At 70.8% G+C, this 20,844-nt stretch carries 22 protein-coding genes; 6 read left to right on the forward strand and 16 right to left on the reverse strand.

From position 1 onward, the window contains the following. Positions 1-7: 7 nt before the first annotated feature. Positions 8-985 (forward strand): MBL fold metallo-hydrolase, encoded by a 978-nt coding sequence (locus TCUR_RS13370; RefSeq protein WP_012853043.1) that lies wholly within the window; start codon positions 8-10, stop codon positions 983-985. On the opposite strand, the gene TCUR_RS13375 is transcribed toward TCUR_RS13370, so the two are convergent. The 11 genes from TCUR_RS13375 to TCUR_RS13425 all read right to left on the reverse strand — a co-directional run bounded on the left by TCUR_RS13375 (position 959) and on the right by TCUR_RS13425 (position 13,152). Then, positions 959-2,554: a class I adenylate-forming enzyme family protein gene (locus TCUR_RS13375; protein WP_012853044.1), complete on the reverse strand. Its 1,596-nt coding sequence runs from the start codon at positions 2,552-2,554 to the stop codon at positions 959-961. The two genes, TCUR_RS13370 and TCUR_RS13375, sit on opposite strands and share 27 nt — an antisense overlap. Beyond that, entirely contained in the window at positions 2,551-4,074 is a 1,524-nt protein-coding gene (locus tag TCUR_RS13380; protein WP_012853045.1) for a class I adenylate-forming enzyme family protein, read from the reverse strand. The genes TCUR_RS13375 and TCUR_RS13380 overlap by 4 nt, the downstream gene beginning before the upstream one ends. Beyond that, the gene (locus TCUR_RS13385; RefSeq protein ID WP_012853046.1) at positions 4,074-4,577 is read right to left on the reverse strand and encodes a VOC family protein; all 504 of its coding nucleotides are present in this window, start codon (positions 4,575-4,577) and stop codon (positions 4,074-4,076) included. Before TCUR_RS13385 ends, TCUR_RS13380 begins: the two co-directional genes overlap by 1 nt. Positions 4,578-4,673: 96 nt before the next feature. After that, complete coding sequence (locus TCUR_RS13390; protein ID WP_012853047.1) at positions 4,674-5,576, reverse strand: SDR family NAD(P)-dependent oxidoreductase; 903 nt, start codon at positions 5,574-5,576, stop codon at positions 4,674-4,676. Further along, positions 5,573-6,757: an acetyl-CoA acetyltransferase gene (locus TCUR_RS13395; protein ID WP_012853048.1), complete on the reverse strand. Its 1,185-nt coding sequence runs from the start codon at positions 6,755-6,757 to the stop codon at positions 5,573-5,575. The genes TCUR_RS13390 and TCUR_RS13395 overlap by 4 nt, the downstream gene beginning before the upstream one ends. Then, positions 6,747-8,144 carry a hypothetical protein gene (locus tag TCUR_RS13400; protein WP_012853049.1) on the reverse strand — a complete coding sequence of 466 codons (1,398 nt, stop codon included), beginning with the start codon at positions 8,142-8,144 and terminating at the stop codon, positions 6,747-6,749. The genes TCUR_RS13395 and TCUR_RS13400 overlap by 11 nt, the downstream gene beginning before the upstream one ends. Before the next feature lie 21 nt (positions 8,145-8,165). Next, the gene (locus tag TCUR_RS13405; protein WP_012853050.1) at positions 8,166-8,957 is read right to left on the reverse strand and encodes an ABC transporter ATP-binding protein; all 792 of its coding nucleotides are present in this window, start codon (positions 8,955-8,957) and stop codon (positions 8,166-8,168) included. 11 nt (positions 8,958-8,968) lie between these two features. Beyond that, complete coding sequence (locus TCUR_RS13410) at positions 8,969-9,877, reverse strand: ABC transporter permease (protein ID WP_012853051.1); 909 nt, start codon at positions 9,875-9,877, stop codon at positions 8,969-8,971. Between the two features lie 7 nt (positions 9,878-9,884). After that, positions 9,885-10,808, reverse strand: a complete 924-nt coding sequence (locus TCUR_RS13415) for an ABC transporter permease (protein WP_012853052.1) — start codon at positions 10,806-10,808, stop codon at positions 9,885-9,887. Further along, complete coding sequence (locus TCUR_RS13420) at positions 10,805-11,647, reverse strand: ABC transporter ATP-binding protein (protein WP_012853053.1); 843 nt, start codon at positions 11,645-11,647, stop codon at positions 10,805-10,807. The genes TCUR_RS13415 and TCUR_RS13420 overlap by 4 nt, the downstream gene beginning before the upstream one ends. A 2-nt stretch (positions 11,648-11,649) precedes the next feature. Next, entirely contained in the window at positions 11,650-13,152 is a 1,503-nt protein-coding gene (locus TCUR_RS13425) for an ABC transporter substrate-binding protein (RefSeq protein WP_041439705.1), read from the reverse strand. Positions 13,153-13,353: 201 nt separating this feature from the next. Here TCUR_RS13425 and TCUR_RS13430 point away from each other — a divergent pair, with 201 nt between their 5' ends. The 3 genes from TCUR_RS13430 to TCUR_RS13440 are packed head-to-tail and all read left to right on the forward strand — an operon-like array spanning position 13,354 to position 15,472. Further along, a complete protein-coding gene (locus TCUR_RS13430; protein ID WP_041439706.1) occupies positions 13,354-14,091 on the forward strand; it encodes an enoyl-CoA hydratase/isomerase family protein in 738 nt (245 codons plus the stop codon). Continuing rightward, positions 14,088-14,960, forward strand: coding sequence for a VOC family protein (locus TCUR_RS13435; RefSeq protein WP_012853056.1), 873 nt, complete (start codon positions 14,088-14,090; stop codon positions 14,958-14,960). The genes TCUR_RS13430 and TCUR_RS13435 overlap by 4 nt, the downstream gene beginning before the upstream one ends. Next, positions 14,960-15,472 carry a flavin reductase family protein gene (locus tag TCUR_RS13440; RefSeq protein ID WP_041439709.1) on the forward strand — a complete coding sequence of 171 codons (513 nt, stop codon included), beginning with the start codon at positions 14,960-14,962 and terminating at the stop codon, positions 15,470-15,472. Before TCUR_RS13435 ends, TCUR_RS13440 begins: the two co-directional genes overlap by 1 nt. A gap of 198 nt (positions 15,473-15,670) precedes the next feature. Here the strand turns inward: TCUR_RS13440 and TCUR_RS13445 are convergent, their stop codons facing one another. Next, positions 15,671-16,345: a TetR/AcrR family transcriptional regulator gene (locus TCUR_RS13445; RefSeq protein ID WP_012853058.1), complete on the reverse strand. Its 675-nt coding sequence runs from the start codon at positions 16,343-16,345 to the stop codon at positions 15,671-15,673. A gap of 20 nt (positions 16,346-16,365) precedes the next feature. After that, on the reverse strand, positions 16,366-16,848 hold the full coding sequence (locus TCUR_RS13450; RefSeq protein ID WP_012853059.1) for a MaoC family dehydratase: 483 nt from the start codon (positions 16,846-16,848) through the stop codon (positions 16,366-16,368). A gap of 376 nt (positions 16,849-17,224) precedes the next feature. On the opposite strand from TCUR_RS13450, the gene TCUR_RS13455 reads away from it, so the two are divergent. Then, positions 17,225-17,596, forward strand: coding sequence for a nuclear transport factor 2 family protein (locus tag TCUR_RS13455; RefSeq protein ID WP_041441777.1), 372 nt, complete (start codon positions 17,225-17,227; stop codon positions 17,594-17,596). Between the two features lie 209 nt (positions 17,597-17,805). On the opposite strand, the gene TCUR_RS28005 is transcribed toward TCUR_RS13455, so the two are convergent. Further along, on the reverse strand, positions 17,806-18,213 hold the full coding sequence (locus TCUR_RS28005; RefSeq protein WP_245537077.1) for an MmyB family transcriptional regulator: 408 nt from the start codon (positions 18,211-18,213) through the stop codon (positions 17,806-17,808). Further along, the gene (locus TCUR_RS28010; RefSeq protein WP_245536856.1) at positions 18,165-18,674 is read right to left on the reverse strand and encodes a helix-turn-helix domain-containing protein; all 510 of its coding nucleotides are present in this window, start codon (positions 18,672-18,674) and stop codon (positions 18,165-18,167) included. Before TCUR_RS28010 ends, TCUR_RS28005 begins: the two co-directional genes overlap by 49 nt. Positions 18,675-18,777: 103 nt before the next feature. Between TCUR_RS28010 and TCUR_RS13465 the strand changes: the two genes are divergently transcribed. Further along, positions 18,778-19,668 carry an aldo/keto reductase gene (locus TCUR_RS13465; protein WP_012853061.1) on the forward strand — a complete coding sequence of 297 codons (891 nt, stop codon included), beginning with the start codon at positions 18,778-18,780 and terminating at the stop codon, positions 19,666-19,668. 582 nt (positions 19,669-20,250) lie between these two features. Here the strand turns inward: TCUR_RS13465 and TCUR_RS26520 are convergent. Beyond that, positions 20,251-20,700: a hypothetical protein gene (locus TCUR_RS26520; protein WP_012853062.1), complete on the reverse strand. Its 450-nt coding sequence runs from the start codon at positions 20,698-20,700 to the stop codon at positions 20,251-20,253. Positions 20,701-20,844 lie beyond the last annotated feature (144 nt).

The raw sequence follows: 20,844 nt of genomic DNA on the forward strand, positions 1-20,844 counted from the left end.
AGCCAGCATGTCCATACCTGTCGATACCGCACATGCCGCCGCCTACCGTTCCCGCCGCATTCCCGAGCCGCTGCAGGTCACCGGCGGCGTCTGGGCGGTGCCGGTGCCGCTGGGCGACAGCCCGCTGGGGTACATCACCGTCTTTCTGGTGGAGACCGGCGACGGGCTCGTCCTCATCGACGCCGGGTACGAACACCCCTCCTGCTGGAAGTCGTTCACCGCGACGGTCGCCGAGCTCGGGCTCGACCTGGCGGCCGTCCGCCTGGTGCTGCTCACCCACAACCACCCCGACCACGTCGGGTTCGCCGACCGGGTGCGGGCGCTGTCCGGGGCGCGAGTGGTCATGGGACGCGCCGACGACTTCGCCCACCAGCGGAGCGTCCGCGGCGGCTTCCTGGTCCAGTTGCGGCGCGCCCTGGACATGACCGGTGCGCCGCCGGAGGTGACCGACGCCATGTACCGGGCCGCGCTCAAGGTCGCCAAGCACTCGGAGAGCCTCGAGCCGGACCTGACGCCCGAGGGCGACAGCGAGCACGTCGTCGGCGACGTCACCTTCCTCGGCCTGCACACCCCCGGCCACACCTACGGCCACACCGTCTACATCGACACGTCGCGCGGCGTGGTGTTCACCGGGGACACGTTGATGGCCGAAGGGCCGACTCAACTCGCCGTGCCGAGCCTGCCGGGCGACGACCCCGCCGGGGACCTGCTGGCGTCCCTGGACCGCATCCGCGACCTGGACGTGCAGATCGCCTGCCCGGCCCACCAGTTCCCCTACCGCGACGTCGCCGCCCGCGCCGCCGAGCTGAAGGCCTTCCACCAGGCCGAGCTGGAGGCCGTGGCGAAGCTGCTGCGGACCCACCGGACGGCCTGGGAGATCGCCCCGCACCTGAGGTGGGCCAAGCCGTGGGACGAGCTCGGCATCGGAGGCAAACGGTTCGCCCTGATCCATACGCTCTCACTCGTGCTGGCCGCCGGCCGCTGAAGCGCCGCCCGTCCCCCGGTCGCGATCCTCATAGGCCCAGTCCGGGGTCAGCCTCGGGCGCATCTCGCGCAGGGACCGTTTGAGGATCTTGCCGGAGGGGTTGGTGGGCAGCTCCTCGACCAGGTAGATCTCCTTGGGGACCTTGAACCCGCCGAGCCGCCGCCGGGCGTGCTCGATCAGATCGGCGGCGTCCAGACCGGGCCGGCCCACCACGAAGGCCACCGGCACCTCCACCCAGCGGGGGTGCGGGGCCCCCACCACCGCGACCGCCAGGACCTTCGGGTGATCGGCCAGCACGTTCTCGATCTCGGCGCTCGACATGTTCTCGCCGCCACTACGGATCATGTCCTTGAGGCGGTCGCGGATGTACAGGTAGCCGTCCTCGTCAAAGCACCCGATATCGCCGGTGTGGAACCAGCCGTCGCGGAACGCCTCCGCGGTCGCCTCGGGATCGTCCAGGTAGCCGGGGCTGACCTTGGGACCACGGGCGACGACCTCGCCCTCGGCCCCCACCCCGACGTCATTGCCCGCCGGATCGACGACCCGCACGTCCACCCCGACCAGCGGCAGCCCCACCGAGCCCGGCTTGGTCTCCATGTGGGCCTCATCCAGGTAGGTCAGGCCCGAGCAGGTCTCGGTGAGGCCGTAGCCCTCGATCAGGCGGGCGTTGGGGAACAGGGCGCGGGCGACCTTGAACAGCGCGGGCGACACCTGCGAGAAGATCAGCCAGCGCACCGACGACAGGTCCGCCCGGGTGGTCTCGGCCGCGCGGCGCATCATGTCGAGCATGGTCGCCGCGACCACCATGCCGGTGATGCGCTCGGCCTCGATCGCGGTCAGCACCCGAGCCGGGTCGAACCGGCGCTGCAGCACCATGCACCCGCCGACCTGCCAGATCGCATACCCGGGCAGATCGGTGCCGCCGACGTGGTACAGGGGCGCGAAGTTCAAGATCCGGTCATCGGCGCGCAGGCCCAGCTCCACGATCTGGGCGTACATGTTGGCGTTGACATTGCCGTGGGTGAGCATCACGCCCTTGGGCAGGCTGGTGGTGCCGGAGGTGTAGACGATCCGCTGCAGCGCCGCATCGTCCAACTCGGCGTCGGGCACTCGGGCGCCCCGGTGCGCGGCGATGAGGGACCGCACGTCGATCCAGCCGCCCGCGTCGTCGATGGGTTCGAGGGCGTAGCGGCGGACCTGCGGGAGCGTCGCTGTGGCCGCGGCCGTCAGCGGCGCGAACTCCGGGACGGTCGCGACCGCCTCGACCGCGGCGCGCTCCATCAACTGCCGCAGCTCCCCGGCGGTGAGCCGGTAGTTCAGCGGCACGGACACCGCGCCGAGCTTGGCCAGCGCCAGCGAGAGCATGAGGAACTCGGGGACGTTGCCGGCGACCACCGCGACGCGGCTGTCGCGGCCGACGCCCTGCTCCCGCAGCCCGGCGGCGAGCGCGTGCACCTCGGCGGCCAGCTCCCGGTAGGTCCAGCAGCGGTCCTGGTAGACCAGGGCCTCCCGGTCGGCGAAGCGGATCGCGTTGGCGCCCAGAATCCGGGCGAGGTTCGCGGTGCTCATCCCAGGCCCTCCCGCTCGCGCAGCTTGGTCTTGAGGACCTTGCCCGAGTCGTTGCGCGGCAGTGCGTCCACGACCTCGATGTATTTGGGCACCTTGTATTTGGCGAGGTTGTTCAGGCAGTGCCGCCGGATCTCCTCGGCCGCCTCCGGTGCGGGCTCGCGCAGGATGACGAACGCCTTGGGCACCTCGTCCCAGCGTTCGTCGGGGACGCCGATGACCGCGACCTCCGCGACCAGCGGGTGCTCGGCGATGACCCGTTCGACCTCGGCGCCGGCGATGTTCTCCCCGCCGGACTTGATGAGGTCGGTGCGGCGATCGACGAACCACAGATAGCCGTCCTCATCCAGCCTGCCGACGTCGCCGGTGCGGAACCAGCCGTCGCGGCGGGTGCGCCTGTTGGCCTCCTCGTCCCTCCAGTAGCCGGGTGAGACCTTGTCCCCCCGCACGATGATCTCGCCCGGCACGCCGGGCGGCACCGGCCGGAAGTCCTCGTCCACGATCCGGATGTGGACGCCGGGGAACGGCGCGCCGCAGGCCCCCAGCTTGGACTCCTCGTGGGCGGCGTCCATGTAGCAGGCGCCGTTGGTCAGCTCGGTCATGCCGAAGGTGTCGATGGTGCGCACGTGCGGGAACATGCGCTTGACCCGGCGGCGGACCTCCGGCGCCACGCCGGCGAACAGCAGGTAGCGCACCGAGTCGAAGTCGGGCCGCGGATCCAGCTTCATCAGGTCGAACAGGATCTGCGCGGCCAGCACCAACCCGGTGATGCGTTCCTCGGCGACGATCCGGGCGATGTCGGGCGCCTTGAAAGACGGGGTCAGCACCATCGTCGCCCCGGCCACGAAGGTCGCCAGGCCCGGCGCCTCCAGGCCGCTGACGTGGAACAGCGGCGCGGAGATGAGGATCCGGTCGGCCTGGGTGAGCTCCAGCTCCAGGAGCTGGGCGCGGTGGTTGGCGATGAGGTTGCCGTAGGTGTGGATGACGCCCTTGGGCCGGGAGGTGGTGCCGGAGGTGTACAGCAGCCGGTGGATGTCGTCGGAGTCCTTCTCGGCGTCCGCGACGCGGACGCCCGGCGGCTGCGCCGCGAGCAGGTCCTCCAGGCGCACCGCGCCCTCGATCACCTCCTGCTGGTTGGCGACGGTGACCCGCAGGTCGGTGTGCCGGGCGACGTGCTCGGCCACGTCACGGAAATCGTCGTCGTACAGCAGGCCGGTGATGCCGGCGTGGCCGATGATGTAGGCCTGCTCGGCGGGGTGCAGCCGCCAGTTCAGCGGCACGCCGATGGCGCCGAGGCGGCTGAGGGCCAGCAGTTCGAAGATGTAGGTGGCGGTGTTGCGGCCCAGCACGCCGACCAGGTCAGAGGGGGTGACCCCGGCGTCGCGCAGCGCGGCGGCGTGCCGGTCCACCTCGGCGTCCAACTCGGCGTAGGTCCAGCGCCCGTCGCCATCGACGAGCGCCTCGCGGTCGGCGCGGCGCAGCGCCTGCAGCCGGAGCGTCTCACTGAAGTTGCTCGTGGCCATCAGTCCTTTGCCTCCGCCTGCTTGCCGCGGAAGGCCTTGATCTCCTCGCGGCTCGGCAGGCTGACGAACTCCAGCAGGTTGCCGTCCAGGTCGCGGGCGGCGAACGCGGTGATGTAGCCGTAGTTGTCCAGCAGGACCCGGCGCGGCGGGCCGAGGCACTCGGCGCCGAGGCCGGAGATCCGCCGGTAGACCTCCTCGATCTCCTCGTGCGGCACCTGGAAACTGAGCAGGAACGGGCCGAGCTCGCGGTGCCCGGCGGTGGCGGTGCGCTCGGCGGGTGCGTTCCACTCGATGAGCTCGAGCTGGCCGATCTGGCTCGGCCCCTGCAGGTACTGGACCCTGCCGGTGGTTCCCTTCGGCAGGGCGAGCGACTCTTCGATGCCGGGCCCGCCGACCTCGGCGCGCAGCGTCTTGCGGTAGCCGAGGGCCTTTTCATAGAAGTCGGCGGCGCGGTCGAGGTCCGACACGATCATCGCCACGTGATGGATCTCGCTGACGGGCATGAGGATCCTCCTCCCCTGGACGGTCTGGACGACTCGGTGAACGCCCCGCCCGCAACCGGTGAGGCGGCCGGTGCGGGCGGGGCGCGAACGGTGGGGCTAGGTGCCCAGAACCCGCTGGATGAGCGCCACCTCGTCCTGGCCGCTCTGGGGGACGATGTGGTCAGACAGCGAGCAGATCTCCTCGATGGAGGCGGCGATGTCGTCCGGGGAGGCCGGCTCGGGCCCGGAGTACCAGCCGGGGGTCACCCCGATGAAGATGCGCCCGACCCGGCCGCCGCCGACGGTGAGGATGTGCCGGTTCAGCTCGCAGCTCGGGGAGGCCAGGAACGTGGCGACCGCCGCCACATGCCGCGGGTCGAACCGGTCGGCCAGCTCGCCGAGCAGGCCCTCGGTCATGCGGGTCGCGGCGGTCGGCGCGACCGCGTTGACACAGATCCCGTAGCGGGGGCCCTCCAGCGACAGCACGTTCATCAAACCGATCAGGCCGGCCTTGGCGGCGGCGTAGTTGGACTGCCCGAACGTTCCGAGCAGGCCGGAGGCCGAGGTGGTGAGCACGATGCGGCCGTAGCGCCGCTCGACCATGTGCTTCCAGGCCGGGCGCAGCACGTTGAAGGCGCCCAGCAGGTGCACCTCCAGCACCGCGGTGACGTCCTCGTCCGACAGCTTGGCGAAGGTGCGGTCCCGCAGGATCCCGGCGTTGTGGATGACCGCGTCCACGCACCCGAACTCCTCGATGGCGCGCTGCACCAGCGCGGCGCCGCCCTCGACCGTGGCCACCGAGTCGGTGGAGGCGACGGCGACGCCGCCCCGGTCGCGGATCTGCCGGGCGACCTCCTCGGCGACGGGCGAGGAGCCCGTCCCGTCCACGGCCCCGCCGACGTCGTTGACGACCACGCGGGCGCCGTGCTCGGCCAGCATGAACGCGTGCGCGCGGCCGATGCCGTGGCCGGCCCCGGTGACGATGACGACCTGTCCGTCGAAGTCCACTGCCCTGCTCACCGCTCACTCCCCAGCACAGCGACGAAGGCGACCGTCGAGCCGGGCTGGCCGCCGAGGTTCTGCGCGACGGCGAGCCGGGCCCCCTCGACCTGCCGCTCACCGGCCTCGCCGCGCAACTGCGTGAAGCACTCGAACATCATTCGCAGGCCGGTGGCGCCGATCGGGTGGCCGAAGGACTTCAGGCCGCCGTCGGTGTTGACCGGCAGGGCGCCGCGCAGGTCGTAGCGGCCGTCCAGCACATCGCGCCAGGCCTTCCCGCGTTCGGAGAACCCCAGGTCCTCCATGAGGACGATCTCGGTCGGGGTGAAGCAGTCGTGCACCTCGGCCAGTGAGATCTCCCGGGCCGGGTCGGTCACGCCGGCCTGCTCGTAGGCGCGCCGGGCGGCGGTCACCACCTCGGGGAAGGTGGTGAAGTCGTAGCCGGTGGCGGCGAGCCCGGAGCCGGACCCGGCCACGAAGCTCATGCCCTTGAGGTAGACGGGCCTGTCGGTGTACTTGTGGGCGTCCTCGGCGCGGACGATGACGGCCGCGGCGGCGCCGTCGGAGACCCCCGAGCAGTCCATGACGCCGAGCGCGCCCGCGATGCGCGGGGATTTCTCCACCGCCTCGGGCGTGACGGGCCTGCGGAACTGGGCGCGTTCGTTCAGGGCGCCGTTGGCGTGGTTCTTGACCGCCACGTGGGTCAGCGCGCGGCGCATGTCCGCATCGGAGACGCCGTAGGCCTGCTGGTAGGCCGGGACCAGCAGGGAGAACCCGGCCGGGGCGGTCCAGTCCACGTCGGTGCCGTCGGCGGGCGGCAGCACCGCCGACAGGCCGGATTGGGAGCTGTCTTTGAGCTTCTCGACGCCGGCGGCCATGACGATGTCGTAGGCGCCGGAGGCCACGCCGAAGACGGCGTTGCGGAAGGCCTCCGACCCGGTGGCGCAGTAGTTCTCCACGCGCGTCACCGGCTTGTCTGTCAGGCGCAGCGGCCGGGCCAGCACCTGGCCGGACAGGCCCGAGCCCTGGGTGCCGACCCAGAAGGCGTCGATGTCGTGCACCGACATCCCCGGCAGGGAGGCCATGCACTCGGTGACGGCATCGACGAGCAGGTCGTCGGCCGAGGCCCCCCAGTGGTCGCCGAACGGGGTGCAGCCCATCGCGACGATGGCGACGTCGTGGGCCAGGCGTCTAGTCGTCATTGGTGGCCTTCCACGGGCGAAGCTTCCAGAAGTAGTTGTGGATCGCGTCGGTGCTCCACAGCCGCCGGAACGTGGGCCGCATCGTCATGCCCACGGTGATGGCGCCGGGGGCGACGTCGGTGGCGTAGGCGGTGAGCCGGCCGCCGCGGCTGCCCTCGACCGCCACGTCGGCGACGACGATCGCGACCTCGGCCTCGGGCATGGTGGTCAGCCGGTCCCGGGTGACCGACACGACGGTGGCGACCTGGTCGCGCAGCGAGACGGTGCGGGGCTGCTCCGCGACGTCGCCGCACGCGGCGCACGCCTTGCCCGGCGGGGTGGTGATGCCGCCGCAGGAGCCGCAGTGGGCGCCCTCCAGGCGGTACTTCCAGGCGGCCCGCCGGTACATCGGCGGGGCGGCCGGGGCCGGGGCGGCCGGGCGCGCCGGGCCCTGCACTTCCAGCAGGCCCCGCCAGCGCAGGTAGCGGCCGTAGGCGAGGTGCTCGCGAGCGGCGAGCTGCTCGCGCACCGGGCGGCCGGCCCGGGCCGCGCGCACGCCGTCGCCGACGCGCAGCACGAACGCGTCGGCGCCCTCGGCCGCCGACAGCGCCAGGATCGTCTGGCCGGGCTCGGCCGCATCCAACGTGGCGGCGAGCAGCAGCCCCAGGTGCGCGGCGCCGGTGTGGCCGGTGAGCCGCTCGACCTCGGCGTCGGCGCCGGAGCCGCCGAAGGCGCGGCGCAGCGTCGCGGCGGCGCGGGCGTTGGGGGACGCCACGACCACGTGATCGACGGACTCCAGGCCGGCGTCGGCCAGGGCCCGCCGCGCGGCGTCCTTGGCCGCGGCGACCAGCACGCTCGCGGTGAACCGCTCGTCCCACACGTGCTCGTGCCGCTCTCCGGGCAGCCGCCACCGGTCCAGCACCTCCACGGTCTGCCCGGCGTGGGCGAGCACAACGGCCGCACCGTCGCCGGGGGCGAACGCGGCGGCGGCGTCGCCGTGGGCGAGCTCGTCGGGGGCGCCCGAGCGGGGCGTGCGCATGTCGCTGACGGCGGCCAGGGCGCCGGTGCGCATCACCAGGTCCAGTGCGGTCGCGCCCGCCCGGTCGCCGTGCAGGTCCACCGCGGCGACGCCGGGGGCGAGGCCGAGGGCCGCGTGCACGATCCCGGCCGAGGTCTTGCCGTCGTAGGGCGCACTGGTGGTGGCGAGGACGAGCCGGTCGCCGCCGGGGGCGCGGGCCGCCAGATCCCGCAGCGCCTCGACCGCCATCGTCACGGCGTCCTCGTCGAACGCGGCGACGCTGCGGATGGGGCCGCCACGGCGTGGCGCGGCGCCTTCAAGACTGTTGCCGGCCAGCGCGTACGCGGGCAGATACGCTGCGTAGGCGCCGATGCCGCTGTAGGTGGGCATGAAAAGGTCGTGCCTCCTCGGTCAGGTCCAGGTCGGGATGGCCGCCAGCAGGCGGCGGGTGTAGTCGTGCTCGGGCCGGTCGAGGATCTGCATCGCCGGCCCCGTCTCCACGACCCGGCCGCCGTTCATGACCGCGATCCGGTCGCACAGGTCGCTGGCGAGCATGAGGTCGTGCGTGACGAACAGCAGGCCGATGCCGAGCTCGCCGACCAGGGTGCGGAACAGCTCGACGACCTTGGTCTGGGTCGTCACGTCCAGCGCCGTGGTGCACTCGTCGGCGATGACCAGCGAGGGCCGGGTGACCACCGCCAGGCCGATCGCGACCCGCTGCCGCAACCCGCCCGACAACTGGTGGGGGTAGCTGCTCAGGACGCGCGCGGCGTCGCTGATGCGCATCTGCTCGAGCACCTCGACCGAGCGGCGCTCGATCTCCTGCTTGCCGATGCCGGGGACGTGGCGGCGCAGCACCTCGGCGAGCTGTGCGCGCACCTTCATCAGCGGGTTGAGCGATCGGGAGGCGTCCTGGAAGACCATTCCGACGGCGCTGCCGCGGATCTGGGCGGTCCGGTCCACGCCGGGTGCCACGATCTGCTCGCCCGACAGTGAGATCGAGCCGCCGTCCACTCGGACGTTGCGGTCAAGAAGCCCGATCACGGCGCGGCTCAGGGTGGTCTTGCCGCTCCCGGACTCCCCGACGACCCCGACGATCTCGCCGCGCCCGATCGTCAGATCGACCCGGTCCAGCAGCCGCAGCTCGCCGCGGGAGACGCGGGCGGTGATGGACAGGCCCGACACGTTCAGCAGTTCGCTCATCGGTGGCTCGCTCATCGGCGCCGCTTTCGTGGGTCGTAGTGGGTCAGCAGTGCGTCGCCCAGCAGGTTCACCAGCAGGACCAGCACGGTGATCGCAAGGCCGGGGAAGAACGCGATCCACCAGGCCTGGCCCAGCTCGTCCTGCCCGGAGGCGAGCATGGAGCCCCAACTGGTCGTGGGCGGGACCACCCCGAGGCCGAGGAAGCTGAGCGCGCTTTCGATGAGGATCGCCGTGCCGATCTGGAGCGTTCCCAACGCGACGACCGTGCCGGCCAGGTTCGGCAGCACGTGCCGGAAGATGATCCGGGTCTCGGACGCACCGGCGGCGCGCAGGGCGAGGATGAACTGCTGTTCGCGGATGGTCCGGGTGGCCGAGCGGGTCACGCGGGCGCAGGCGGCCCATCCGGTGAGCGCCAGCACCGAGAACAGCACCGGCAGCGAGCTGCCCCGGTTGGAGATGATCGCCAGGGCGATGAGGATGAACGGCAGGGCGAGCTGGGCGTCGATGAAGATGGAGATCACCCGGTCCACCCAGCCGCGCAGGTAGCCGGCGAGCATGCCGATCAGCACCCCGGGCCCAATCGCCACCAGCGCCCCGACCAGGCCGATCAGGATCGTCACCCGACCGCTGGTCACCAGCTCGGTGAGGACGTCCTGGCCCCGCTTGTCGGTGCCGAGGGGGTGGTCCCAGGTGCCGCCCGCAAGGAACGCCGGCGGCAGCCGCGTCTGGCTGAGGTTCTGCCCGCCGTCCGGCAGCAGCCCCGTCACCGGCAGGACGAACACCAGGGCGGCGATCGCCGCCAGCGGCACCGACAGCCAGAACACCGAGGTGCGGGCGCGCCGGGTGCGGCGGCCCCCGCCGGTGGCCCGCCGGGGAGCCTGCGGCTCCTTCACGGCGGGTTTGACGTCCAGGCGACTCACCGCGGTCTCACCTCACCCTCGGATCGACGATGGAGTGGATCACGTCCACGAGCAGGTTCAGCACGACGAACGTGAGGGCGCCGAACACGACGATCGCCTGCACCAGCGGGTAGTCGCGGAACTGGACCGCCTGGAGGGCGAGCTGACCGAGGCCCGGCCAGGAGTACACGTACTCGATCGCGACGGCCCCCGACATCAAGATCCCGGTCTGCAGGATGACGATGGTCAGCACCGGCATCAGCGCGTTCTTGAAGGCGTGCCGCCACACCACGCCGGCGGTGCTCAGCCCGCGCGCGCGGGCCGAGTCGATGAACGGCTCGGCGAGCGCCTCGCTCATGGACGCCCGGGTCAGCCTGGCGATGTGCGCCATCGGGTACAGCGACATCGTCACCGCGGGCAGGATCAGGTGGCGCGGCGTCCCGGACTGGCCGGCCGGCAGCCACCCCAGCTTCACCGCGAACAGGGCGACGAGCATCATGCCGAGCCAGAAGACCGGGACGGACTGGCCGAGCAGGGCGAGCGTGGAGGCCGCCCGGTCCCACCAGGTGCCCTCGCGGGTGGCCGCCAGGACGCCGAGCGGGACGCCGATCAGCACGGCAATGGTCATGCCGGCGGCGACCAGCTGCAGGGTGTAGGGCAGCCGCTCGAGGATCAGCGTGGTGTTGGACTGGTAGAACTGCAGCGAGTCACCGAAGTCGCCGGTGAACACGCTCCTGAAGTAGTCGAGGTACTGGGTGAGCGGCGGCCGGTCGAGGCCGAGCTCATGGCGCAGCGCCTCGCGCTGCTCGGGCGGGGCCGTGGGGCCGAGGATGTTCACCGTCGGGTCGCCAGAGAGGCGGCCGAGCGCGAACGCCGTCGTCAGCGCGATGAACGTGGAGGCCAGCAGCACCAGGAGGCGGAGGGCGGTGCGCCGGAGGTGGAGCGTCCTCATCGGCGGGCCCTCCAGCGCGCTCCGGGCATCGCGGCGAGCAGCTCGCGGGTGTACTCGTGGGCGGGGTCGGTGAAGACGGTCTCGCAGGGACCGGACTCCACCACCCGTCCCCGCCGCATGACGTGGACGGTCTGGCACACCGACCGGACCACCGCGAGGTCGTGGCTGATCATGAGCAGGGCCGCTCCCGTGGTCTGGCGTACTTCCCGCAACAGCTTGAGCACGTCGGCCTGGACGGACACGTCCAGACCGGAGGTGGGCTCGTCGGCGACGATGAGCCGCGGGCGCATGAGCAGGGCGCGCGCGATGCAGACCCGCTGGGCCTGGCCGCCGCTGAGCTGGTGGGGGTAGCGGTCGAGCAGGTCCGCCGAGAGGCGGACGCGTTCCAGCAGCGCGGCGTCGTCGATCCAGGCGGTGCGCTCCGGCTGGAGCCGGCGCAGCTCCCGCAGCCCGGAGCGGACGGACTGGCGCGCGTCCAGGGAGCCGTGCGGGTCCTGGAACACGATCTGCACCTCGGGGCGCAGCCGCCGCAGGGCGCGGCGGCTGAGCCTCTCCAGTGAGCGTCCGAGCAGCTCGATATGGCCGCCGCTGCGGGGCCCCAGGCCCGTGGCGGCCATCGCCAGCGTCGTCTTCCCCGATCCGGACTCGCCGACGATCGCGGTGCTCTCGCCCGCCGCGACGCGCAGCGAGACCCCGTCGACCGCTCGGAAGATCCGGCCCGTGGTGCCGTCGCGGTGCTCGACGACGAGACCCTCGACCAGGAGGACCGGCTGTTCCACGGGGCCGGGGAGGTCCCGGCCGTTGCCCGCCGGGACCTCGATGCTCAGCGTGTCGGCCATCGTCAGCGCGTCGCCTCGGTGAAGTCGAAGGTGTTCAGCGGCCCGTAGACGACGCCCTGCACGCCCTCGCCCGTGCCGTAGGCGTAAAGCTGCCGGTACAGCGGGACGTAGCAGTGCTTGTCCACCACTGCGAGCGTGTTGAGCTCGTCGTAGACCTGCTGCGCCGCCGTGGCGTCCTTTTGCTCGCGGGCCTTGTCGACCAGCCCGTCGATCTTCGGGTCGGGGCAGTTGCCGGTGATCGACGCGGTCTTCATGAAGCCGGTGGCGAAGAAGTCCGGGATGGCCGCGTTCGGCACCGCGGCGAGCAGGTACATGCCGTCGATCTGGCGGCCGGCGACCTCCTTGACGAGGGTGCCGTAGTCGACCGACCGGTACTTGACCTTGAAGCCGACCCCTTCGAGGCTCGCGCCGATGGACTCGGCGACCTCCTTGATGTTGGTGTACTGGGCGGCCGGGTAGGTGAGGTTGACCGACGGCGAGGACGACCCGACGAGCTCCTTGGCCTTGGCCGGGTCGGGCGTGACCTTGTCGACCGGCTGGGTGCCGGGCTTGACGTTCAGCACCCCGGCGTCGGCGGCGGCCTTGCCGTTGAAGATGCCCTGGACGATCTCGTCGCGGTTGATGGCGAGCGCGGCCGCCTCGCGCAGCTCGGCCTTGTTGAAGGGCGGCTTGGTGGCGTCGAGGAACGCCGTGATCTTCATGGCGGACTCGGTCTCCACGACCTGGAGCCCGGCCTTGCGGGCCTGCTCGGCCTGGGTGGGCGGCAGGTCGAGCGCCACATCGACGCTCTTGCTCTGCAGCAGCGCCAGGCGCTGGGAGGCCTCGGTCGCCCACGTGAACGTGATCCCGGTGTTCTTCGGCTTGTCACCCCAGTAGTCCGGGTTCACCTTGACCGAGATCTCACGGCCGGGCTTGGCCTCCTCGAAGACGTAGGGGCCGGTGCCGACCGGGGCGGCGGAGAAGCCCTCGGGGCCCTTCTCCTCGTAGTACTTCGGCGGCACCAGGTACACGGTGGTGAGCAGGTACGGCAGGTCGTACTGCGGCCGCTTGGTCTTGACCTCGACGGTGGCGTCGTCGGTCGCCTCGATCGAGGCGACGTTCGCAAAGTACGGCTTGAGGATCGAGGTCTTGGAGTCCCGCGTGAGCTTGAGGGTGTTCGCGACGGCGGCGGCGTCGGCCGGCTCGCCGTTGCTGAACTTCACCCCGGAGCGCACCGTGAAGGTCCACTTGGTGGAGGAGGAGCGCTTCCAGTCGGTGATGAGGCCCGTCCGCTCCGGCTCCAGGGACGAGTCGGTGTTGATGAGCGGCTCGATCATGGTGGCCCACACGACCTGTGCCGACCGCGCACCGGCGATCGGGTCGAGCGTGGCCGGCTGAGCATTGAGCAGCACCCGGATCTTCGCCGGTCCGGACGCCTCGTCGGTGCCCGAATCCCCCCCGCAACCGGCGACGCCGATCGCGACCGCGGCTCCTACGGCGATGGCCGGCAGGCGCCAGAGTGCCAAACGTTTCCTGATCATCTAGGTCCTCCACAGCGTCAGGTGATGGCGCCCAGGTCATTCGGACCCTGGCACGTGACGCTCGCCACAAAGTACCGACCAGCCGGTATCAAGTCAACGCATCACGGGAGGTCAGTTTTCCCGAAATCTCGCCAGGTCAGCCTAAGGCCTTCAGATTTCATACCGACCGGCATGTATGATTCGGGCATGTCGATCACAGTGACGAGCGAGCGCGCGGGCCGCGTCGCCCGGGTGACCTTCGACAACTCCGCACGGGGCAACTGCGTCGACGCCGCCCTGCTGCAGGAGCTGACCGAGGCGCTGGAAGGCGCGGCGGCCGACCCGTCCTGCGCCCTGATCCGGCTGGAGATGGCCGGCAGGCACTTTTGCGGCGGGTGGGACACCACGTCGTTCGCCGATCTGGCCGGCGCCCCGCAGGCCGCGGTGGCCGACCGGCTCCGCGCAAGCGACGCGCTGCTGGAGCGGATCCGCGGGCTGCCGGTGCCGGTGGTCGCGGGCGTGCGCGGCAAGATCATCGGGTTCGGGGTCGGGCTGCTGAGCGCGGTGCACCTGCCCGTGGCGGCCGCGGACGCCCAGGCGCACCTGCCCGAAGCGCGCTTCGGCTTCGCCCCCGCCGGGGTCGGGCACGTGATCGCGCAGCGGCTGCCGCGCGCCCACGCCTACGCGCTGCTCACCGGGCTGACGACCGCGACCGGCCGCCAGCTGCACTCCTGGGGGCTGGTCGCCCGGGTCATCGAGGCGGACGCCGACCTCGACGCCGCCGTCGACGAAGTGATCGACACGCTGCTGGCGGTCCCCGGCGCCACGCTGCGGGCGGTCGTCGAGGTGGTGGAGTCCAGCCTCGCCACCGGCCGCCCCGACCGCGCCTACCAGGTGGCCGCACGAACCATCGTCAGCGCCGGACGCAACGGAGGCACACCGTGACAGACGCGGTGCACGAGGCGGCGGACCCCACAGCCGGCGACGGCACGGGCAAAGCCGCGACACAGCGGGTGTTCCGCTCGGGAGAGGCCGTCTGGGTGGAGCTGTGCACCCCGCGCCCGGAGGTCGCCGAGAAGTTCTACAGCGCCCTGCTCGGCTGGTCGGTCCGGCACGAGCGGCTCGGCCGGTCGACCTACCGGATGTGCGGCATCGACGGACGCGACGTCGCCGGAATCTCCGAAAGCGGCCTGCACGGCGGCCGGCCGCACGGCTGGCTCACCTACTTCGCCGTCGACGGGATCGAGGACGCGGTGCGCCGCGCCGTCGCCCTGGGCGGGGAGGTGGTGACGCCGCCGCGGCACCTGCCGGCGGCCGGGACCGGGGCCACGGTGATCGACCCGTTCGGCGCGGTGTTCGGCCTCTACCAGGGGGAGGCCCGCCTGGGCGTGCAGCTGCTCAACCTCCCCGGGGCGCTGTGCTGGAACGAGCTGAACACCGGCGAGCCGCAGCAGTCGGTGACGTACTACCGGTCGCTGTTCGGCTACGGCACCCACCTGCGCACCGACACGCCCACCGGCCGCCCCTACACGGTCCTCACCCTCGACGACGTGCCCGTCGCGGGAGTGCTGGAGCTGGACAACGCGTGGCCGAACTGCGTCCCGTCCAGGTGGATCACCTACTTCGGCGTCACCGAGCTGGATGCGGCGGTCGCGCAGGCGGTCGAGCTCGGCGGCGCCCCGCTCATCGGCCCGATCGACGGGCCGTACGGACCATTGCACCTGGTGAAGGACCCCGCAGGCCACACCGTGTGCCTGATCCAGCTCAAGGACCGGCTGCGCCCCGACTACCCCTCCCCGGCGGTGACCCGATGATGACCGAACCGCTTTTCGACTCTGGCCTGTTCCGCCGCGTGTGCGGCCAGTTCCCGACCGGTGTCACCGCGGTGACGGCGGTGGCCGCCGACGGACGGCTGGCGGCGCTCACCGTCAACTCCTTCACCTCGGTCTCGCTGGAGCCGGCCAAGGTGCTGTTCTGCCTGGCGAACTCCTCCTCCAGCTATGCGGCGCTGACCGCGGCGGAGCGCATCGCGATCCACATCCTGAGCCGGGACCAGGAGGACATCGCCCGGCGGTTCGCCACCTCGGGGCTCACCGGCGCGCAGCGGCTCGGCGGTGTCGGGTGGACGCCCGGCCCGGGCGGCGTCCCGCTGCTGAAGGAGACCCCCGCGATCCTCGTCGGCCGCCGCGACGAGATCATCACCAGCGGCGACCACGCGATCATCCTGGTGGCGGTGGACCACGTGCATCTGAAGCCCACCGAGGTGCCGGCCTTGTCGTTCTACCAGGGACGTTTCACCACGCCGGTCGTCGCCACGGCCGAGTGAACCTTTTCAACGCGCCGTCTTCACAGGGCGCAGGCGGGGGCCTCGAAGCCGGGGCGAGCCCGTGACCTGCAACGTCACGGCGCCGGGGAGCATCGGGGCTCCCGTCCCCGATGCCCTGGACCAGGTGTCGGAAAAGGTTCGGTGACCCCAGGCGGCGGTGCCCGCGCGGTGCGGGCACCGCCGCTCGCGCACGCGTCCCTACTCGGTCAGCAGCCCCACGAGGATCAGCTCACAGAACTGGTCGGCGAGCTCGTCGACGCCGAAGTCGCCCTCGGGTTTGAACCACTGGAAGGCGGAGGCGCACATGCCGATGATGCCGTAGGTGGCGATCCGCTCGTTCAGCTCGCCGCGGAACACCCCGGCCTCGATGCCGCGCCGGACGACGTCGCGGAACATGTTCTCCAGGATGTCCCGTTTCTCGGTCACCGACCGGAGCCGCTCGCCGGTCAGGTGCCGCCTTTCCTGGTAGAAGATCGCCACGTGCGCCCGGTAGGTGGCGATGCCGGCGAGACTGAGGCGGATCAGCGCGCGAAGCTGCTCGACGGGATCGGAGTCCCCGGCCAAAATCCCCTGGGCGAGTTCGATCTGCCGGTCGAGGTACTCGTTCTGGATCTGCCAGAGCAGGTCCTCTTTGCTTTTGAAATGGTGGTAGAAAGCGCCCTTGGTGAGGCTGGCGCGGGAAACGATCTGTGTGAGCGAGGTGCGGTCGAAGCCGTTGCGCTCGAACAGGTAGAGCGCGCTGTCGACGATCTCCCGGCGGGTTCGCTGCGGATCGTAGCCGTCGGCCCACCTCCAGCCCGCGTCGGCTGCCCGGGACGACGATGCCTGCCTGGCGGCCGGCCCGGCATCTGTGTCAGCGGCCTGCTCTGCCATCGCTTCCCCTCTGGTATGGGTCACGTGTGGTAGCGGAACAGAATCTCTGCCACGCAGCAGGTAGCGGCGTCGTCCGCAAACTCCACGACCACGTTCGCCTTGGCCTGCACTCCTCCCGGGCCGCCGCCGGCGTCGATCCGCTTGGCCGAGACGAGCGTGGCAACGCCCTGAATCTCCGTACCCGGGCGGAGCGGCTTGACGAACCGCACCCGGTCGAGCCCGTAGTTGATGCCCATCGAGAAGTTCTCGACGGTGAGGATGTCTGCGAGAAGCCGCGGAACGAGCGCAAGGGTCAGGAAACCGTGGACGATCGTACCGCCGAAGGGGCCGGCCTTGGCCCGTTCGACGTCGACGTGAATCCACTGATGGTCGTGGGTGATGTCGGCGAACTGGTTGACCTCCTCTTGCGTCACTGTCCTCGGCTCACTGACGCCGAGCTGCCGCCCGACCAGGTCGAGCAGTTCGTACGGTTCGCGAACGACGGTCCGCTGAGGCGTGCGCATGGCTGCACTCCATTCCGACTGGTCGTAATGTAGCCGGTAGGGACGCAGGGCGGGACCGTGGCGACGATCACGATGGCGGTCGCGGCGAGCGGACCGGCCGGGCGGCCCACCGGGCGGATACTTCATACCAACTGGTTGGAATGTACCATCTCCGCTGCACAGCGGCACCGGCATGCGGCCGAAACGTCACCCTCGCCGCCCGAGCACCCCGCCGACCTGCCCGGTGCGCATCCGAACGGCGTGAACCTGAAAAGAACGCGGGGCTTGCCGTAGGAGGAGGTCCACGAGAAGGTCGCCTCGAGTGTGCTCGGCCCGCCGCCAGGTCCGCCCCCACGAGGAGCCGGCCTTCGAACCCACCTCCGTGGAAGGAGTCCCCATGAGCCGGGAGATCGTCTCAGCGTTCTTCGCCGCCCTCGAGTCCGGGGACATCGAGGCGATCCGTGAGATCTACGCGCCGGACATAGTCGTCTGGCACAACTACGACCAGGTCGAACAGGACCTTGAGCAGAGCCTGAAAGTCCTCAAGGCGTTCCGCCGCACCGTCTCCGACGTCCGCTATGAGATCATCCGCCAGGCAGATACCGGGGATGGAGTACTCCAGCAGCACATCCTTCACGGACGGCTGTCCGACGGCCGGAACATCGCCATTCCCGCCGCCATCTACCTGCAGGTCCGGGACGGGCGCATCACCCGCATCGAGGAGTACCTGGACCCCTCCCCCTTGATGTCGCCGCGCGAGGCGGGATGAGTTCCCGATGCCCATCCGAGGGTGGTGGGCCGGTTCGCCCCTCATGCATCGTGAGCCTGTTTTCGCCTCTTCGAACGGCAGACGGTGTGATCCGGCTCGTCCTGTCCGGCGGTGCCCAACGGCACGGCACCGCGCGCCACCGAGGCCCCGTCTCAGCCGCCTGAGACCACGCGCTGAAAAAGGTTCACTCTCAGCCTCACCGTTCACCGTTACGAAGCGGCCGTCCGGGAGACGGGGCGCTGTTTTGGAGCCGTGTCCTCGGTCGCGGCCCACGTGCCGAGAAGCCGCAGCGCCTCGGCGGAAGGAGAGCCGGGTTCGGCCGAGTAGGCGTAGAGCCAGCGTTCCCCGTCTTGGAGCTGCAACGCCTCGACATGCAAGGTGAGCTCGCCGACGAGGGGATGGCGGAACCGCTTGGGGCCCCGGCACCGTGTGTCGACCTCATGCTCGGCCCACCAGGTGCGGAACTCGGGGCTGGCGACGGACAGTTCACCGATGAGCGTGTACAGCCGCCTGTCGCGCGGGTAGCGGGCCGCGGCCTCGCGCAGGACGGCGACGCTCAGGCGCGCAGTCATCTCCCAGTCGGGCAGCAGGGCGCGCGTCGCGGGGTCGAGGAACAGCCAGCGCGCGTGGTTGCCCCCGGTTCGAGGCCGGGCAGCAGGGCGCGTCCCAGACGGTTGGCGGCGTGGACGTCGCCGCGCACGTCGACGACGATGGCGGGAATGCCGAGGCCGTCGAGCATCAGGCGGGTGCCCGCGTCCAAGGGCGCAAGCCGCGGCCGCTCGGGCTCAGACGCGACGGTCGCCGAGCGGGCGAGGTTGTGCAGGTACATCCGTTCGACCTCGGTCAGCCGCAGCGCGCGGGCGATCGCGTCGAGCACCTGGCCGGACGGTTGCAGGTTCCGGCGGCCCTGCTCCAGGCGCGTGTAGTAGTCCAGGCTCACGCCGGCCAGCATCGCGACCTCTTCGCGCCGCAGTCCCGGGACGCGGCGCCGGCCGGCGGCCCGGATGCCCACGTCCTCGGGGCGGAGCCGCGCCCGGCGGGTGCGCAGGAAGTCCCGCAGCTCGCCGTTTTTGGTCATGGTTCCACGGTAGGCGCCGAGTGCGTCGATGAGGGTGGGTCTGTCCGTCCCAGGATCTCGCCGTCTCTGGTTGAGAGCGGTGCGCGGAGCCGACAGTGGGGCCATGGCAAAGCAGACCGTTTCGCTTGGTGACAAGGCCGTGCGGCGCATCGGGTTCGGGGCGATGCCGCTCGCCGGTCCAGGAGTGTTCGGGCCGCCCAAGGACCCGGACGCGGCCCGCGCCGTCCTGCGCCGCGCCGTGGAACTCGGCGTCGACCACATCGACACCGCGCAGGTCTACGGCCCCGATGTCGTCAACGAACTCATCGCCGAGGTACTGCACCCCTACCCGGACGGCCTGCTCATCGCGACGAAGGTCGGCGGCGCCCGGGACGCGACGGGCGCCTGGATCCGCGCCTCCCGTCCCGAGCAGCTCCGGGTGACCGTCGAGCAGGACCTGCGCACCTTGCGGCTCGACCGGATCGACCTGGTGTACCTGCGGCTGGGCGTCGGAGGCTCCGGTCCGGACCCGGTGCCGCTCGCCGATCGGCTCGGCACCCTGACCGAGCTGCGCGATGAGGGCAAGGTCGGCCTCATCGGCCTGTCGGCGGCCTCGGCCGACGACCTCAAGGCGGCCCTGGGCATCGCCCCGATCGCCGCGGTGCAGAACGCGTACGGCATCGGAAACCGCGCAGACGAGCCGGTCCTCGAGCTGTGCCGGGAGCGCGGCATCGCCTACGTCCCGTACTACCCGCTCGGCTCGGCGTTCACCGGAGGCCCGCAGGCCCTCGCGAACGACCCGGCGATCGCATCGGTGGCGGCCAAGCACCACGCCACGGCCTCCCAGATCGCCCTGGCATGGCTGCTGGCCCGCTACGACCGCATGCTGCCGATCCCCGGCACGAGCTCCCTGGCCCATCTGGAGGAGAACCTGGCCGCCGCCCGCATCCCTTTGGATGAAGACGACCTGAACGTCCTTGAAAAAGTCCGTCCTTTGGGTCCCCCGGTCCTCTGACCGGGATTTTTGGAGCTTGCTCCGGCATGGGGTGAGCGTCGGCGCCTCGTGGGCCGTACCGCTCCGAATACGGATTCCGGCTGCGCTCCGAGAGGTCAACCTGCGGCGGTTATTCAAGGCTGGCGGAGCGGGCTCAAAAGTGATGCGGCAGCGCCCGGCCATCTACCTTTCGTGACTTCTCGGCAGTCTGGTTTTGACGGCCAGTTTCACTGCTGGGCCCGCAGACCTGCACCTATCGGGTGCGGGCCTGCGGGCAAGTCGATCTAGTTGAGGTGTTCGCTCGCCGAAGAGCACGTCACGATTGAACCCTCGGTGATCATGGGTGGCGAGCAGCCACCGTACAAGCAGGTCAGCACCATGGTGGCGCCGGACGCCCACGCCAGCCCGTTATCTGCGATACAGGACGCGCTTTCCGAGTCTCACTCGTCCCACTCGAGGGTGAAATGAAGATGACCAATAGACTTTAGTGTCACCTGGCCGTCACCTCCAGGAGCGCGATTTACCTGACCATAGTCAGGTCATATGATTCGCCGTACCGGTGGCGTACTCTCGATTGACACGGAAGTCGGCAGCCGGCAGCCGCTATAGTTCACGTAGTACGCCGTTCCCCTCATAAGAAGAAGGCTCGCTCCCGATCATTTGTCCTGTCCCGCCTTGCGGGCCTTCTGTCGATATCGAAGGGCTCCCCTGTCGGCAATAAGATCGGTCTGCGACGATGATGTCACGCCCCATGATCAACGGGCCGGCGCTGACAACTCCCCTGATGGTGTTGATCGTGTCCCCGCCGCCGTGAACAGACTGCCGGCCGGGCGCGCTCGCCGGTTCCGGCTCTCCCGAAGGGGCGGGCGCCGGACGAGGACGTACTCGGTCCAGCAAAGTGAGCGCCAACGCGGCCATCCCGGCCAGCGTCCCCAGCACACCGGCCAGCCAGCCGGCCTCCTCCAGCCCTCTGACCCGCCAGTACAGGAGCATCGCCACCGCGGCCACCAGCGTGCCGAGCACACCCGCCCAGGCCACTCCACGTCGTCCCATCACCGGCTGCCCTCCTCGCCGATCCCACCGTCTGCGCGTCTCACGGAAGCGCTCTCGCGCTGCGATGATCTCTTGTTTTCTCCCCTTCCGACGCCGAGGAATTCCTCTGCTCTCCCGGAGACGGCCAAGAGGAAACGGGAAACG

Source organism: Thermomonospora curvata DSM 43183, from assembly GCF_000024385.1.
Lineage (GTDB): Bacteria > Actinomycetota > Actinomycetes > Streptosporangiales > Streptosporangiaceae > Thermomonospora > Thermomonospora curvata.